Genomic DNA, 15,841 nt, shown 5'->3' with positions numbered 1-15,841 from the left:
ATTTACGGTGAATTCGGTGAATACCCGATCGGCGGCCGGCCTCGTCCTCGCACTGGGCCCCCGCGGCTTTTCCGGCGCTCGGCTCGTGGCCGCGGCCTGCCAGGCCGGCGCGCTCGGCGTGCTGGAACTCGGCGCGCGTGGCCGCGAAGAACTCGACCGCACGGCGGGCTGGACCTCGCGCGAGTTCGGCGTGCGCCCGGTTCCGGGGTGCGAACTGCGGCCCGGCGACCTGCCCGAGCGGGCGCGGACGGTGCTGGTCGGCGCGGATTCCCCTTGGGAGATTGGGGAAATCCCCAGTGATTTCGTGGTATTGGCCGAAGTCACCAGCCTCGAGGAAGCCGAGCGGGCCCTCGCCGCGGGAGCGCACGGGCTGATCGCGCGCGGTCACGAGTGCGCCGGGCCGGTGGGCGAGCTGAGCACGTTCGTGTTGCTGCAACGCCTGGTCGAAGCCACCGGGGCACCGGTGTGGGCGTGCGGTGGCATCGGCCCGCGGACCGCCGTGGCGGCGATGGTCGGCGGTGCTGCGGGCGTGGTGCTCGATTCCCAGCTGGCGCTGCTCGAGGAAACCGGGTTGCCCGCCGGAATCGCCGCCGCGCTGACCGGAATGGACGGCTCGGAAACCACCGTGGTCGACGGCCGCCGCGTGCTCCAGCGCGGTGGGCACGTGCTGGAAATCGGGCAGGACGGATTTCTCGCGCGGAAATTCGCCGACCGCTGGGGCACCGTCCGGGCCGCGATTCGCGGTATTCGCGAAGCCGTGAAAAGTGTGAATTCCGGGTTCGGCGCGGAATTGCCGATTGCCCAGGGCCCGATGACCCGGGTGAGTGATCGCGCCGGATTCGCCGTCGCGGTCGCCGAGGCGGGCGCATTGCCGTTCGTCGCGCTCGCGTTGTCCGGCCGCGACCAGACCCGCGAACTGCTGGCGCGCACGAAGGCCACGATCGGCGACCGGCCGTGGGGCGTCGGCGTGCTCGGGTTCGCGCCGGAGGAGACCCGGTCCGCGCAGCTCGAAGCCGTGCACGAGCTGCGGCCGACGCACGCCATCGTGGCCGGTGGCCGTCCCGCGCAGGCGAGCGCGCTCGAAGCCGCGGGCATCCGCACCTACCTGCACGTGCCCTCCCCCGGGCTGCTGGCCCAGTTCCTGCGCTCGGGCGCGCGGCGATTCGTCTTCGAGGGCGCCGAATGCGGCGGGCACGTGGGCCCGCGCACCAGCTTCCCGCTGTGGGAGGCGCAGCTCGACACCCTGCTCGATTCCGGCGACCTGGACGGGGTCGAGGTCTACTTCGCCGGCGGCATCCACGACGAGCGCTCGGCGGCGATGGTGGCCGCGATGGCCGCGCCGCTGACCGGGCGCGGCGCGAAGTTCGGGGTGCTGATGGGCACCGCGTACCTGTTCACCGAGGAGGCCGTGGACCACGGCGCGATCCTGCCCGCGTTCCAGCGGGAGGTGGTCGCCGCGACCGGGACCGCGTTGCTGGAGACCGCGCCCGGCCACGCCACCCGCTGCGTGCGCAGCCCGTTCACCGAGGACTTCACCGGCATCCGCGACCGGTTGCGGGCCGAAGGCGTGCCGGACAAGCAGGCGTGGGCCGAGTTGGAGCAGCTCAACGTCGGCAGGCTCCGGCTGGCCAGCAAGGGCGTCGAGCGCGTCGGCGACGAACTGCGGCAGGTCGAGGAAGACCGCCAGCTCGCCGAGGGCATGTTCATGGCCGGTGAGGTCGCCGTGCTCCGGTCTTCGGTGACCACGCTCGCGAAGCTGCACGAGTCCGTCAGCACGGGGGCCGCCGCGTACCTGGGCGAGAGCACGCGACGGCTGCGCGGTGAGGAAGCACCCGAGCCGGTCGCGAAACCGCTGGACGTGGCGATCGTCGGCATGGCGGGCATGTTCCCCGGTGCCGCCGACCTCGCCGAGTTCTGGGCGAACGTGCTGGCGGGCACCGATTCGGTGACCGAGGTGCCACCACACCGGTGGGATCCCGCGGTGCACTACGAATCCGGCGCCAGCAAGTCCAAATGGGGCGGCTTCCTGCCGGAGATCCCGTTCGACCCGCTGCGGTACGGCATTCCGCCCGCGTCGCTCGGCAGCATCGAGCCGGTGCAGCTGCTCGCGCTGGAGGCCGCGCGGCGCGCGCTGGACGACGCCGCGCTCGGTGCGTTCGACCGCACCCGCACCTCGGTGGTCTTCGGCGCCGAGGCGGGCAGCGACCTGTCGAACGCGGCCACCCTCGGCGCGGTGCTCCCGTCCTATGTGGACCAGGTGCCGTCCGCGCTGGCCGGGCAGCTGCCGGAGCTGACCGAGGACTCGTTCCCCGGCATGCTGGCGAACGTGATCGCCGGGCGGATCGCGAACCGGCTCGACCTCGGCGGCGCGAACTACACCGTCGACGCCGCCTGCGCCTCCTCGCTCGCCGCGCTCGACGTGGCCTGCAAGGAACTGGTGGCCGGGACCAGCGACGTGGTCCTGTGCGGTGGCGCCGACCTGCACAACGGGATCAACGACTACGTGCTCTTCTCCTCGGTGCACGCGCTGTCGCCGACCGGCCGCTCGCGCACCTTCGACGACTCGGCCGACGGCATCGCGCTCGGCGAGGGCGTGGCCTGCCTGGTCCTCAAGCGACTGTCCGATGCGGAACGCGACGGCGACCGGGTCTACGCCGTGGTCAAGGGGGTCGGCAGCGCGAGCGACGGCCGTTCGCTCGGGTTGACCGCACCCCGGCCGGAAGGACAGCGCGCCGCGCTGGAGCGCGCGTACACCTCGGCCGGGGTCTCCCCGGCGGCGGTCGGGCTGCTCGAAGCCCACGGCACCGGCACGGTGGTCGGCGACCGCACCGAGCTGACCACGCTGACGAACGTGTTCACCGAAGCCGGTGCCGCGCCGTCGAGTTGCGCGCTCGGTTCGGTGAAGTCCCAGATCGGGCACACCAAGTGCGCGGCGGGCCTGGCCGGGCTGATCAAGGCGGCGCTGGCGCTGCACACCGGGGTCAAGCCGCCGACGCTGCACGTGAGCAAGCCGAACGCGGCGTGGCAGGCCGAAACCAGCCCGTTCGAGTTCCGCGCCACGCCGAGCCCGTGGGCGTCGGGCGAGCGGATCGCCGGGGTCAGCGCGTTCGGCTTCGGCGGCACGAACTTCCACGCCGTGCTGACCGCCCACGACGAGGGCCCGCCGCCGCGGCACACGCAGGACGCGTGGCCCGCTGAACTGTTCCTGTTCCGGGATCCCGCCGACGCGGAGAAGCTGCTGGAGCAGGCCCGCACGGGTCACTGGCGGCTGCGCGACCTCGCGCTGGTGGCGGCGCGCCGGTCGGACACGCGCACCGGCCCGATCCGGATCGCGGTGGTGGCGAGCAGTGTCGGTGAACTGGTCACGCGGTTGACCGAGCCCGTGCCGGAGCCGCAGGTCACCGGCGACATCGCGTTCCTGTTCCCCGGGCAGGGCAGCCAGAAGCCGGGGATGCTCGCGGAGTTGTTCGTCAACTTCCCGGAACTGCGGCGGTACCTCAGCCTCGGTGAGCGCTGGCTCGGTGACCTGTTCCCGCCCGCCGACTTCGACCGCGACGCGGCGGCCGCGCGCAAGGCCGCGATCACCGACACCCGGGTGGCGCAGCCGACGCTCGGCATCGCCGGGCTCGCGGTGGCCGAGCTGCTGGCCCAGGCGGGTGTCCGGCCCGCGATGACCGCCGGGCACAGCTACGGTGAACTGGTCGCGCTCAGCGTCGCGGGCGTGCTCGATCCCGCGACCCTGCTGGAGCTGTCCGCCGCGCGTGCCGAGTCGATCCTGGCCGCGGCCGGGGACGATCCCGGCACGATGGCCGCCGTCTCCGCCGGTGCCGACGCGGTCGAGTCCGCACTGGCCGGGCTCGACGTGGTGACGGCGAACCGGAACTCCCCCGGGCAGACGGTCATTTCCGGGCCGACGACCGAAGTGGACAAAGCCATCGAGGTGCTGCGGGCAGCGGGGTTCAGCGCGAAGCGGATCCCGGTCGCGTGTGCCTTCCACAGCCCGGTGGTGGCCGGCGCGACCGGCCTGTTCGCCGACGTGCTGGCGGACCACGAGGTCGGCACGCCGCGGCTGCCGGTCTGGTCGAACCGCACGGCGGCCGAGTACCCGGCGCACCCGGACGAGGTCCGCGCCGAACTGGCCGCGCAGATCGGCGCCCCGGTCCGGTTCGCCGAGCAGATCGAAGCGATGTACGCGGCCGGTGCCCGGGTTTTTGTCGAAGCGGGACCGGGGTCGGTGCTCACCAAGCTGACCGCGGCCGTGCTCGGTGACCGTCCACACCAGACGGTGACCTGCGACGGCGGGCTCCGCGGTTTCCTGGAGGCGCTGGCCAAGCTGGCGCTGGCCGGGGCCGAGGTCACCGCGAGCCACCTGTTCGACGGCCGGGACGCGGTCACCGCGCAACCCGCGAAGCGTCCGGGGTGGACGGTCGACGGGCAGCTGGTGCGGACCGCCGACGGCAGCATCCCGGCGGGCGCACTGCGGCCCGCGCACCGAGTCCAGCTAGCCAGCACCCAGGAGGCACCCGTGACCGGAGCCGACGCGCTCATCGCCGAGTTCCTGCGCAGCAGCCGGGAAATGGTCGCCGCCCAGCGCGACGTGCTGCTCGGTTATCTCGGCACGCAGCAGGGCGTGCCGTCCCTGCCCGCGCCGGTGCTCCCGGCCCCCGCGCCCTCCCAGCTCGCCGTCGCCACCCCCGAGCCGGTGCCGGAGGTGGCGGAGGTGACGGCCCGGGGTGCGCTCGACGTGATGCAGGCCGTGGTCGAGATCATCGGTGAGCGCACCGGTTACCCCGCCGACATGATCGAGCCGGACCTGGACCTCGAAGCCGATCTGAGCGTCGACTCGATCAAGCGCGCCGAGATCGCCGGTGAGCTGGCGGTGCGCCTCGGCCTGTCCTCCGGTTCCGACGAGGAGTTGGAGGAACTGTCCAAGGCCAGGACCGCGGCTTCGATCGCCGAACTGCTGGAAGCCAAGCTCACCACCCCGGCCACGGCCCCCGCACCCGAGCCCGAACTCGAAGCCGGTGGCGTCGCGCCCAAGCGGTTCGAACTCGTGCCCACCGCGCTGAACGGCACCCCGGCGACCCCGGACGGGCTGGCGGGCCGGTCCTTTCGCCTCCTCGGCGGCGGCGCCCACGCCGACCGCCTGAGCGCACTGCTCACCGAACACGGCGCCCACCCCGGTGAGTCCACTGTGGAGTTGTTGATCCACCTCGATGCCTTCACCGGTACGGATCCGCTGTTCCCCGAGGCGTTCGGCACCTTCCGCGAGGCACTGGCCGGGAACCCCAGCACGGTGATCGCCGGTGTGCCCGCCGGGCTGACCGAACGCACCGACGGCCTGCGCGGCTTCTTCCGCACCCTCGCCCGCGAGTACCCGGAGAGCGCGATCCGGCTGGTCGAGATCGACGGCGAGGACCCGTCCGACGCCATCCTCGATGAGCTCCTGACCGGTGAGGGCGCGCCGGTGGTGCTGCGCTCGCCGGCCGGGCGGCAGTCGCTGGAACTGGTGGAAACCCCGCTGGGCCTGCTCGGCTCGACCGGCGCCGGACCCGCCGGGGACGGCGCCGCCGAAGCCGCCGCGCTCGGCCTGGACTCGGATTCGGTGGTGTTGCTGGCGGGCGGCGGCCGTGGCATCACCGCGCACTTCGCCGAGACCCTGGCCGCCGCGAGCCGCTGCCGGATCGAGCTCGTCGGCCGGACCTCGCTGCCCAGCGGACCGGAGGACCCGGCGACCGCCAGCGCGACCACCCTCGCCGAACTCCGCCGCGCGCTGGCCGCCCCCGGCCGCACCCCGGCCGAGGTCGACCGCGAGGCGAACCGCCTGCTCGCCCAGCGCGAAGTCGCCGCCACCCTGGCGAAACTGGCCGAGTTCGGCAGCCAGGCCCGCTACCACGCGCTCGACGTCCGCGACGCCGAAGCCGTGCACCGGCTGGTCAAGGAGATCCACACCGAGCACGGCAGGCTCGACGGACTGGTCTACGCGGCGGGCGTGATCGAGGACAAGCTGCTGGCGGAGAAGGACCCGGAGTCCTTCCGCCGGGTGTTCGACACCAAAGTGGACGGTGCGAGGGCGTTGCTGGCGGCCGGTGCGGAACTGCCGGTGGCACCTCGGTTCGCGGTCCTGTTCGGCAGCATCGCCGCGGTGCTCGGCAATCGCGGGCAGTGCGACTACGCGGCGGCGAACGACGCGCTCGAAGCCATCGGCCGCCGATGGTCCACGCCCGAGCGGCGCGCGCTGACCGTCCACTGGGGACCGTGGGCACCCGGCGGCACGCACGGCGGCATGGTCTCCCCCGAGCTGATGCGCTCCTACCAGCGGCGCGGGATCGGCCTGATCGACCAGGAGGAGGGCGCGCTCGCCCTGCTGCGCGAACTGGCCTGGGGCGAGGATTCGGCGCGGTCCGTGGTCTACAGCGCGTCCGAGTGGTGAGCACCGTGACGCCCGTGGCCATCGTCGGCATGTCGGTCCTGCTGCCCGGCGCGCCCGACCTGGCCACCTACTGGCGCAACATCACCGGCGGTGTCGACGCGATCAGCGAGGTGCCCGGCGGACGCTGGGAAGCCGGCGGATCCGAGGTCTACTGCCGTCGCGGCGGCTTCGTCGACGGTGCCGAGATCGACGTGACCAAGTTCGGGATCATGCCGAATTCGGTGCCCGGCACCGAACCCGACCAGCTGATCGCGCTGCGGGTGGCGGCCGAGGCGCTCGCCGACGCGGGCGGCCGCCTGCCGGACCGGCAGCGCGCCGGGGTGATCCTCGGCCGCGGTGGCTACCTCACCCCCGGGCTGGTCCGGCTCGACCAGCGCGTGCGCACCGCCAGGCAGCTCACGCACACGCTCGGCGAACTGCTCCCCGAACTGGGCGCCGACCAGTTGGAGCGGGTGCGCTCGGCGTTCACCGACGCGCTCGGCCCGCACTCCCCCGAGTCCGCGATCGGCCTGGTGCCGAACCTCGCCGCATCCAGGGTGGCCAACCGGCTCGACCTGCGCGGCCCGGCGTACACAGTGGACGCCGCGTGCGCCTCCTCGCTGATCGCGGTGGACCACGCGGTGCGCGAACTGGCGAGCGGCCGGTGCGACCTGATGCTCGCCGGCGGTGTGCACCACTGCCACGACATCACCCTGTGGAGCGTGTTCTCCCAGCTCAAGGCGCTTTCGCCGAGTGAGCGCATCCGGCCGTTCCACCGCGAGGCCGACGGCATCCTGATCGGTGAGGGCACCGGCGTGGTGGTGCTCAAACGGCTCGCCGACGCCGAGCGCGACGGCGACCGGGTCTACGCGGTGATCCGCGGCAGCGGGGTGGCCAGCGACGGGCGCACCGCCAGCCTGGTCAACCCCGACTCCGGCGGTCAGGTCACCGCCGTGCGGGCGGCCTGGCGGGCCGCCGACCTCGACCCGGCGTCGATCGGCCTGCTGGAGGCCCACGGCACCGCCACCCCGGCCGGGGACGGCGCCGAACTGGCCACGCTCGCGGAGGTGTTCGGCCCGGCCGACGGGCCGCGCGCGGTGCTCGGCTCGGTCAAGTCGATGATCGGGCACACCATGCCCGCCGCCGGGGTGGCCGGGCTGGTCAAGGCGGCGCTCGCGGTCTACCACGGCGTGCTGCCGCCGACCCTGCACTGCGACGACCCGCACCCCGGTCTGGCGGACACGCGTTTCCGGACCACCGGCCGTGCCGAGGAGTGGACGGGCCACCGGCTCGCGGGCGTGAACGCGTTCGGCTTCGGCGGGATCAACGCCCACGTCGTGCTCGAACAGGCGGGCCGGGCCCAGCCGGTGGTCGAAGTCCGTGAGCCGGAACGCGCGCTGCGCCTCGCCGCGTCCTCTGTGGACGAACTGGCCCGCGCGCTGGAAGGTGAACCGGTGACCGGCGGCACCGGTCCGGTGCGCCTGGCCGTCGCCGACCCGACGCCGAAACGCCTTGCCACCGCGCGGAAGGCCGTCGCCAGGGGCAAGCCGTGGCGGGGGCGCAACGACATCTGGTTCAGCCCGGAGCCGCTGCTGTCCGGTGGCGGCAAGATCGCGTTTGTCTTCCCGGGGCTCGAGGCCGAGTTCGAGCCCCGCGCCGAGGACGTGGCCGCGCACTTCGGCCTGCCGTGGTCGGCGCCGGACGCCTCGGTGCTCGGCGGGCACGGCGCCGGGGTCTTCCAGCTGGGCAGGCTGCTCGACGCCGCGTTGCGCCGGATGAACGTGGTCCCGGACGCGGTCGCCGGGCACAGCGTCGGCGAATGGACCGCGATGGCCTGCGGTGGCATCTACGACCAGTCCGCTGTGGACGAGTTCCTGGGTTCCTTCGACCCGGCCGGGTTGCGGGTGCCGGGGCTGGCGTTCGCGGTGATCGGCACGTCGGCGGCCGAGCTCGCCCGCGTGCTGCCGCCGGAGGTCGTGCTGTCCCACGACAACGCGCCGAAGCAGGCGATGGTCTGCGGGCCGGCCGGGCCGGTGGACGAGCTGGTGCGGAGCATGCGCGCGGCCGGGGTGATCAGCCAGGTGCTGCCGTTCCAGTCGGGTTTCCACACGCCGATGCTGGAGCCGTACCTGGAGCCGATCCGCGCCGCCGCCGACCGGTTCGAGCTGCACCGGCCCGCGGTCGGGGTATGGTCGGCGACCACCGCCGCGGAGTTCCCGTCGGCGCCGGGTGAGGTGCGCGAGCTGTTCGTGCGGCACCTGCTCGAACCGGTGCGGTTCCGGCCGATGATCGAGGCCATGCACGCGGCCGGGTTCCGGGCGTTCGTCCAGCTGGGTGCCGGGCAGGTGGGCTCGCTGATCGGCGACACGCTGGCCGGTTCACCGCACCTGGTGGTCGCGGCGAACTCGGCCAAGCGCCCCGGCCTCGCCCAACTGCGGCGGGTGGCACTGGCACTGTGGGCAGAAGGCGGCGACCCGGACCTGCTGGAGACACCGCAGCCGACGGCATCTCGGCACGGGACCGTGCCGGGCGAGCTCGACACACGGCGGCCGGAAGCACCCCGGCGCAAGACCGTGCCGATCAGCCTCGATACGCCGATGGTGCGCCTCGGTGGCTCCGTCCGCCTAAAACTGGGCCAGCAGCCGAACCTGGGCGGTCCGTCCGAACTGGACTCGCTGGCCCACGCTTCCCCCATCGCCGCCGAGTTGTCCGCGTTGATGCGCGAGACCGCGAACACCGCGGCCGAACTGCTGGCCGCGAGCAAACCACCCAGCCTCCGGGTCTCCGTCGACGCGATGCCCTACCTCGCCGACCACTGCTTCTTCCGCCAGCGCCCGGACTGGCCCGACCTGGAGGACCGCTGGCCGATCGTGCCCGCCACCACGGTCATCCAGCACCTGATCGAGTTCGCCGAGCGCGCGGTGCCCGGCACCAGGGCGATCGGCGTGCACGACGTCCGCCTCTCCCGGTGGCTCGCCGCCATCCCGGCCACCGAGATCCCCGTGGACGTCAAGGTGACCGCGCCCGGCCGGGTGGCGGTGGAGCTGACCGGGTACGCCCGCGCCGAGATCGAACTCGCCACCGGCTACCCCGCGCCGCTCGCGTTGTGGCGGCCGGGCGCGGAACGCGCACCGGAGATGACCGCGGCCCAGCTGTACGACGAGCACTGGATGTTCCACGGCCCGCGCTACCAAGGTGTTTCGGAACTGACCGCGATCGGACCGCGGCACGTGCGCGGGGTGCTGACCACCCCACCGGCACCGGGCGCGCTGCTGGACAACGTGGGCCAGCTGCTCGGTTACTGGATCATCTCGCACCACCCGGAGCGCGACGTGGTGTTCCCGGTGCAGATGCGGCGGATCCGGTTCTTCGGCCCGCACCCGGCCACCGGGGAGCGCCTCGACTGCTTCATCCGGATCACCGCGCTGACCGAGTCCACATTGGACGCCGACGTGCAGCTGTCCGCCGGTGGCAGGCCGTGGGCGGAGATCACCGGCTGGCGCGACCGGCGCTTCGACAGCACGCCGCACACCCGCTCGGCCGACCGCTTCCCCAGCCGCAACACGCTTTCCGTGCCCGAGGAAGGCGGCTGGGTGGTGCTGCGCGAGCAGTGGCCGGATCTGGCTTCACGTGAGCTGATCATGCGCAACCACCTCGGCAAGGCCGAGCGCGCGGACTACGAACGCGTGCCACCACGGGAAAAACGGCAGTGGCTGCTGCGGCGGATCGCGATCAAGGACGCGGTGCGGTGGTGGCTGTGGAACCGCGGCGAGGGCGAGCTGTTCCCCGCCGAAATCCAGGTCACCGGCGAAACCACGGTGACCGGGGCGCACGGCCGGGTGCTGCCACCCCTGACCGTCGGCGCGGCCTGCCACGGCACCACCGCGGTGGCCATGGTCGACCCGGGCGGCACCGCGCTGGACCGGATCGCCGCGCAGGCGGCGGAGGAAGGAGCTGGGGTATGAGCACCGAGCGGATCCTGGCCGAGATCACCGAGATGATCGAGGTGGTGCTGGCCGACTACGGCACCGGGGACGTGGAGATCGGCATGGACACCCTGTTCACCGACGATCTCGAGATGGAGAGCATCGACCTGGTGGCGCTCGCGGGCCAGCTGCAGGAGCGCTACGGCGAGCAGGTCAACTTCGCCGAGTTCATCGCCGGGCTGGAGCTCGACGAGATCATCGGGCTGACCGTCGGCGCGCTGGTGCGGCACGTGGAGGGTTCGCTGGTGGGGGCGGCCCGGTGAAGCTGACCGCGAACGGCATCGGCGTGCACGTCCAGCGCCTCGGCAGCGCCGGAAAAGGCTCGCCGGTGGTGTTCCTGCACGGCCTCGGCACGGACAGCCTGGCCAGCTACTACTTCACCCTCGGCCCGGCGTTCGCCGCGGCCGGGCACGACGTGGTGATGTACGACCTGCGCGGGCACGGCCGCAGCGAGCGCCCGCCCGCCGGGTACCGGCTGGAGACCTTCGTCGACGACCTCACCGCGCTGCTCGGCGAGCTGGCCGTCACCGAGCCGGTGCACCTGGTCGGCAACTCCTTCGGCGGCACCATCGCCTTCGGCTTCGCCGCCCGCCTCCCGGGCCGGGTGGCGTCGGTGACGATGATCGAGTCGGAACCCGCGACCGCCGCCTGGGCCACGAAGATGGCGGCGAACCTCGGCCGCGCCCGCGAACAGCTGGCCGACGAAGCCGCCTTCGAGTGGATCACCGCGAACCACGGCGCGCACACCAGCAGGCTGGCGCGCTCGGCCGGAAAAGTCCTGCGCTCCAGCACGCTCGCCGACGACATCCCGGCCAGCGCGGTGCTGACCCCCGGCGAGATCGCCGCGGTGACCGCGCCGGTGCTGGCGATCTACGGTGCCGAGTCGGACCTCGCCGAGCAGGCGCCGGTGCTGGCGGAGCTGCTGCCGGTCTGCCGGACCGTGGTGGTGCCGGGCCAGCGGCATTCGGTGCTGGTCGAACGGACCGAGCTGACCAGGGAACTGGTGCTCGGCTGGGTGCGCGAGCACACCCTGGTGGAGACCGGATGAGCCGGTTCCTGCTGGTGGTGCCCCCGCTGGTCGGGCACGTCAACCCGGTCGTCGGGGTGGCCGCCGAGCTGACCCGGCGCGGGCACGAGGTGGCCTGGGCGGGGCACGGTGAACTGATCACCCGCCTGGCCGGCGCGGTCCGCGCCTACGACTGCGCGCTGCCGCCCGCCACCCCGCGCCCGCCCGAGCTGCGGGGCGCGGCGGCGCTGAAGTTCCTGTGGGAAGAGGGCTTCTTGCCGTTGGCCGCCGCCATGGCGCCGGGTGTGGAAGCGGCGATCGCCGACTTCCGGCCGGACGCGCTGCTGGTCGACCAGCAGGCGGTGGCCGGTGGCCTGATCGCCGACCGCCTCGGCCTGCCGTGGCTGACCTCGGCCACCACCTCCGCCGAACTGACCGATCCGCTCGCCTCGATGCCGAAGGTCCGGGACTGGGTGCTCGACCGGCTGGCCGGGCTGCGGGCGTCGATCGGCGATCCGGCGAGCACCGCCGATCCCCGCTTCTCCCCGCACGGCGTGCTCGCCTTCACCACCGCCGAGCTGGCCGGGGAGATGCGCGGGGTGCACTTCGTCGGGCCGTCCATCACCGACCGCGAGTCCGAAAAGGACTTCCCGTGGGAGTGGCTCGACCACCGGCCCACCGTGCTGGTCACCCTCGGCACGGCCAACGTCGACGCGGGCGCCCGGTTCCTCACCGAATGCGCCGCCACCGGCGTGCGGGCCGTGGTCGCCGACCCGGCCGGGGTGCTCCCGTCGTCGGACACCGTGCTGTCGCGACCGCACGTGCCGCAGCTCGAACTGCTGCCGAAAATGGACGCGGTGATCTGCCACGGCGGGCACAACACCGTCTGCGAAGCGCTCTGGCACGAACTGCCGCTGGTGGTCGCGCCGATCCGCGACGACCAGCCGGTGATCGCCGAGCAGGTGGCCGAGGCGGGCGCGGGTGTGCGGGTCCGGTTCACCAAGGCGACCGCGGACCACCTGCGGGTCGCGATCAGCACCGTGCTCGACCCCGGCAGCGGCATGCGGGCCAACGCGGCCCGCATCGGCCGGTCCTTCCGCGCGGCCGGTGGCGCCGCCGCGGCAGCCGGGCACCTGGAAGCCCTGACCACGGCGGGAGTGCGCGCATGACCGAGATCGACCGGCTCCGGCCGGGTTACCAGGCCGACCTCGCCGGCGGGCTCGACCGGTTCTTCGAGCCGCGGTCCCCGGCCTGCCCGTGGTGCTCGTCCGAGCGGTTGTCGGTCCGGCTGCGCACCAAGGACTTCCTGCAGCACAAGCCGGGCCGGTTCACCCTCGACCAGTGCCAGGACTGCGCGCACATCTTCCAGAACCCGCGGCTGAGCCCGGCCGGGCTGGAGTTCTACTACCGCGACTTCTACGACGGCCTCGGCGAGAAGCAACTCGCCGGGCAGTTCGAAGGCCGTGGCAAGACCTACTTGGGGCGCGCTTCGGCGGTCTCCGGCTTGGTCACGCCGTCGAACTGGCTCGACGTGGGCACCGGGCACGGCCACTTCTGCGAATCCGCGCGCGAGGTGTTCCCGGAAACCCGGTTCGACGGGCTGGACCTGTCCGACGGGGTGAAGCTGGCGGAGGAGCACGGCCGCGTGTCCACCGGGTACCGCGGGTTGTTCGTCGAACTGGCCGACGAGCTGGCGGACCGCTACGACGTGGTCAGCATGTACCACTACCTGGAGCACAGCACCGCGCCGCAGGCCGAACTCGATGCCGCGCACCGCGTGCTGCGCGACGGCGGGCACCTGGTGATCGAGGTGCCCGATCCGGAGAGCCGGTACGCCCGGCTGCTCGGGCGCCGCTGGCTGCCGTGGTTGCAGCCGCAGCACCTGCACTTCGTGCCGTTGGCGAACCTGCGGCAGCGCCTGGAATCGCTCGGCTTCACCGTGGTGCTCGAACAGCGGGCCGAGGCGCACGACCCGATCGACCTGGTGGCCGCGGCCTGGCTCTCGCTCGACGACCTCGCCCCGCGCGAGGACGCGCCGTGGCACCCGCGCTCCCCCGGGCGATTCCGCCGGATCGCGCGCGGCGGGGTGCTCCTGGCCGGAGCGCTCGGGGTGGTGCTGGCCGCCGTCGCGGACCGGCTGGTGCGGCCGTTCGCCGGGCGCGCGCGGCTGTCCAACGCCTACCGGATGGTGGCGCGCAAGGATTCCTGACGGCGTTCGCCGATGGCCAGCGCGGCCAGCCGGACCAGCGGGTGCATGCGGTAGGTGAAGTACCCGGTGCCCGGCTGCGGGCGGTTCTCCTCGACCTCGATCAGCTGCAGTTCGACCAGCTGCTCCAGCCGGGACTCCGCGGCCCGCTCCCCGATCAGGCAGGCGCGGGCGAACTCCGGCACCGACACCGCGGTGACGAAGAGGCCGGCGAACCGCTGGAACGCGTCGGCCTGGTCGTCGTCGAGCAGCGACGAGGTGCGTTCCACGCTGGCCAGGAGGTCGAGCCTGCCCGCGGACAGCTCGCCGAGGCGGTCGCCCGGCGCGCGCAGGCGGTGCACCACGCGCGAGATCGACCAGTGCGGCCGCAGCGCGAGCCGGGTCGCCGCGCCGATCAGCGCCGCGGGCAGGCCGCCGCACAGCTCGGCCAGTTCGGTGGCGGCGTCGGGTTCCCGTTCCACCTGGGCGCCGATCATCGTTTCGAGCAGGCGGCGCGAGTCCGCGGCGGACAGCGGGCGCAGCGTCACCGCGAGGCCGTTCGGATCGGCGATCCGGCGGCGGCACCCGGCGAGCACCGCGCTGCCCTCGCCGCCGGGCAGGAGCAGGGAGAACTGGTCGGCGGCGGTGACGTTGTCCAGCACCACCAGCATCCGGCGGCGGGCGGTCCAGCTGCGGAACAGGTCCGCGCGCTCCTGTTCGCTGGCGGGCAGCCAGCAGTCCGGGCCGCGGATGGCCCGCAGGAACCCGGCCAGCACGTCGCCGGGCGACTCGTGGGCCAGCAGGTCGGCGTACACCTGACCGTCCGGAAAGGACTCGCGGACCTGGTTCGCCACGTGCGCGCAGAGGGTGGAGGTGCCCACGCCCGGTCCGCCGGCCACGGTCACCACGGCCAGCTTCGCGGTTTCCCGCAGTTCGCCGGCGATCCGCTCGGCCTCGGTGTCGCGGCCGATCACCTCGACCGGGTCGGGCAGCAGCTGCGCGGGCGGGTGCCACCACGACTTGGCGCGGCGGATGCTGGTGCTGCCGGGTGGCTGGTCCTGGTTGACCTCGCCGTCGAGCAGGTCCTGGTGCAGGCGGCGGGTGGAGGCGCTCGGCTCCAGGCCGAGCTGGTCGATCAGGTCGGTGCGCAGGCGCTGGAACACGCTCAGCGCCTCCGAGCGCATGCCCGAGCGGTGCAGCGCGAGCATCAGCTTGGCGTGCAGGCCCTCGTGCGTCGGGTACTCCTGGACCAGCACGCGCAGCTCGCCGATCAGGTCGAGGTGGCGGCCGAGCACCAGGTCGACCTCGATGCGCTGCTCCAGCACGCTCGCGCGTTCCTGGCGGAGCCGGGCCACGTGCGGGGCGAGCACCTCGCCGGGATCGAGGTCGCAGAGGGGGCCGCCGCGCCACTCCTCCAGCGCGCCGCGGAAGGCGGCGGAGGCTTCTTCGAGACGACCGGCGTCCAGCTCGGCGCGGCCCGAGCGGGCCAGCTCGGCGAAGCGCGCGATGTCGAGCGTGTGCTCGGGGAGGTTCAGCGCGTAGCCGACGCGGGGCCGGTGGACCACGGTCCCGCTCGCCGAGCGCGGCTCACCGGCCAGCATGCGGCGGATGTTGGAGACGTAGACCTGGAGCGTGGTGCTGGCCTTCGGGGGCGGGTTGCCGCCCCACAGTTCGGTGCGCAGCTGTTCGGTGCGGACCACCTTGTTCCAGTTGACCGCCAGTAGGGCGAGCAGCTGGCGCACCTTCGGCTGTGATGGCGTGACCAGCAGGCCATCACGCACGACCTCGAGCTCGCCGAGGACCCGCACGCCGACAGTCATTCACCCACCCCGAATCAGCGGTCCGAAGATCCGACAACCCGCGAGCACCGGCGGTGCGGGTGACGACAGGCGGCACGTCCCGCTGTCATCCCTGAGTATTACGCCGGATCGGGGCCGCGTCCATCACCATCACCACGGAACGCACACTAGTGAATACTTCCGGACACGCAAATTTCCCACCATCAGGGAGTCCATCACTCGTAGGTACCCAGCGCCGATCAGCCGCGGGCAACTACCTCCCCCGGGTGAGCCGGGCTTTCTCTCGCGCTACGGAGCCGCCGGGTGCAGTGAATGTGGCTTTCACTGCGGAATCGGCAGTGAAAGCCACATTCACTGCACCTGGCGAGGGCGCGAGCGGCGGCGCAGGTGGCGCGGGGGGCCGTGCGGGGGGTGCGGGGGCTGTGCGGGTGGCGCGGGCGGCGATGCGGGTGG

Annotated in this window: 7 protein-coding genes; 6 read left to right on the top strand and 1 reads right to left on the bottom strand. The window is 73.1% G+C overall.

Going from position 1 to position 15,841, the window contains the following annotated elements:
- Positions 1-16 precede the first annotated feature (16 nt).
- From JYK18_RS27175 to JYK18_RS27150, 6 genes are read left to right on the top strand one after another with little or no spacing between them, the layout of a single operon-like run.
- Positions 17-6,433 carry an SDR family NAD(P)-dependent oxidoreductase gene (locus tag JYK18_RS27175; protein WP_307796081.1) on the top strand — a complete coding sequence of 2,139 codons (6,417 nt, stop codon included), beginning with the start codon at positions 17-19 and terminating at the stop codon, positions 6,431-6,433.
- A complete protein-coding gene (locus tag JYK18_RS27170; protein WP_206806306.1) occupies positions 6,430-10,377 on the top strand; it encodes a beta-ketoacyl synthase N-terminal-like domain-containing protein in 3,948 nt (1,315 codons plus the stop codon). Before JYK18_RS27175 ends, JYK18_RS27170 begins: the two co-directional genes overlap by 4 nt.
- On the top strand, positions 10,374-10,661 hold the full coding sequence (locus tag JYK18_RS27165; protein WP_206806305.1) for an acyl carrier protein: 288 nt from the start codon (positions 10,374-10,376) through the stop codon (positions 10,659-10,661). The genes JYK18_RS27170 and JYK18_RS27165 overlap by 4 nt, the downstream gene beginning before the upstream one ends.
- Positions 10,658-11,446 (top strand): alpha/beta hydrolase, encoded by a 789-nt coding sequence (locus JYK18_RS27160; RefSeq protein WP_307796080.1) that lies wholly within the window; start codon positions 10,658-10,660, stop codon positions 11,444-11,446. The genes JYK18_RS27165 and JYK18_RS27160 overlap by 4 nt, the downstream gene beginning before the upstream one ends.
- A complete protein-coding gene (locus JYK18_RS27155) occupies positions 11,443-12,573 on the top strand; it encodes a glycosyltransferase (protein ID WP_206806304.1) in 1,131 nt (376 codons plus the stop codon). The genes JYK18_RS27160 and JYK18_RS27155 overlap by 4 nt, the downstream gene beginning before the upstream one ends.
- Positions 12,570-13,613: a class I SAM-dependent methyltransferase gene (locus tag JYK18_RS27150; RefSeq protein WP_206806303.1), complete on the top strand. Its 1,044-nt coding sequence runs from the start codon at positions 12,570-12,572 to the stop codon at positions 13,611-13,613. Before JYK18_RS27155 ends, JYK18_RS27150 begins: the two co-directional genes overlap by 4 nt.
- On the opposite strand, the gene JYK18_RS27145 is transcribed toward JYK18_RS27150, so the two are convergent.
- A complete protein-coding gene (locus JYK18_RS27145) occupies positions 13,583-15,409 on the bottom strand; it encodes an AfsR/SARP family transcriptional regulator (protein WP_206806302.1) in 1,827 nt (608 codons plus the stop codon). The genes JYK18_RS27150 and JYK18_RS27145 overlap by 31 nt on opposite strands.
- Positions 15,410-15,841 lie beyond the last annotated feature (432 nt).

Source organism: Amycolatopsis sp. 195334CR, from assembly GCF_017309385.1.
Classification (GTDB): domain Bacteria; phylum Actinomycetota; class Actinomycetes; order Mycobacteriales; family Pseudonocardiaceae; genus Amycolatopsis.
The sequence above is the reverse complement of the archived record's forward strand: the minus strand, read 5'-3'. Positions and strand labels throughout refer to the sequence as shown.

Coding starts and splice junctions, on each gene's coding strand:
- JYK18_RS27165 (WP_206806305.1), top strand. CDS start 10,374: ATGAGCACCGAGCGGATCCTGGCCGAGATCACCGAGATGATCGAGGTG.
- JYK18_RS27155 (WP_206806304.1), top strand. CDS start 11,443: ATGAGCCGGTTCCTGCTGGTGGTGCCCCCGCTGGTCGGGCACGTCAAC.
- JYK18_RS27150 (WP_206806303.1), top strand. CDS start 12,570: ATGACCGAGATCGACCGGCTCCGGCCGGGTTACCAGGCCGACCTCGCC.
- JYK18_RS27145 (WP_206806302.1), bottom strand. CDS start 15,409: ATGACTGTCGGCGTGCGGGTCCTCGGCGAGCTCGAGGTCGTGCGTGAT.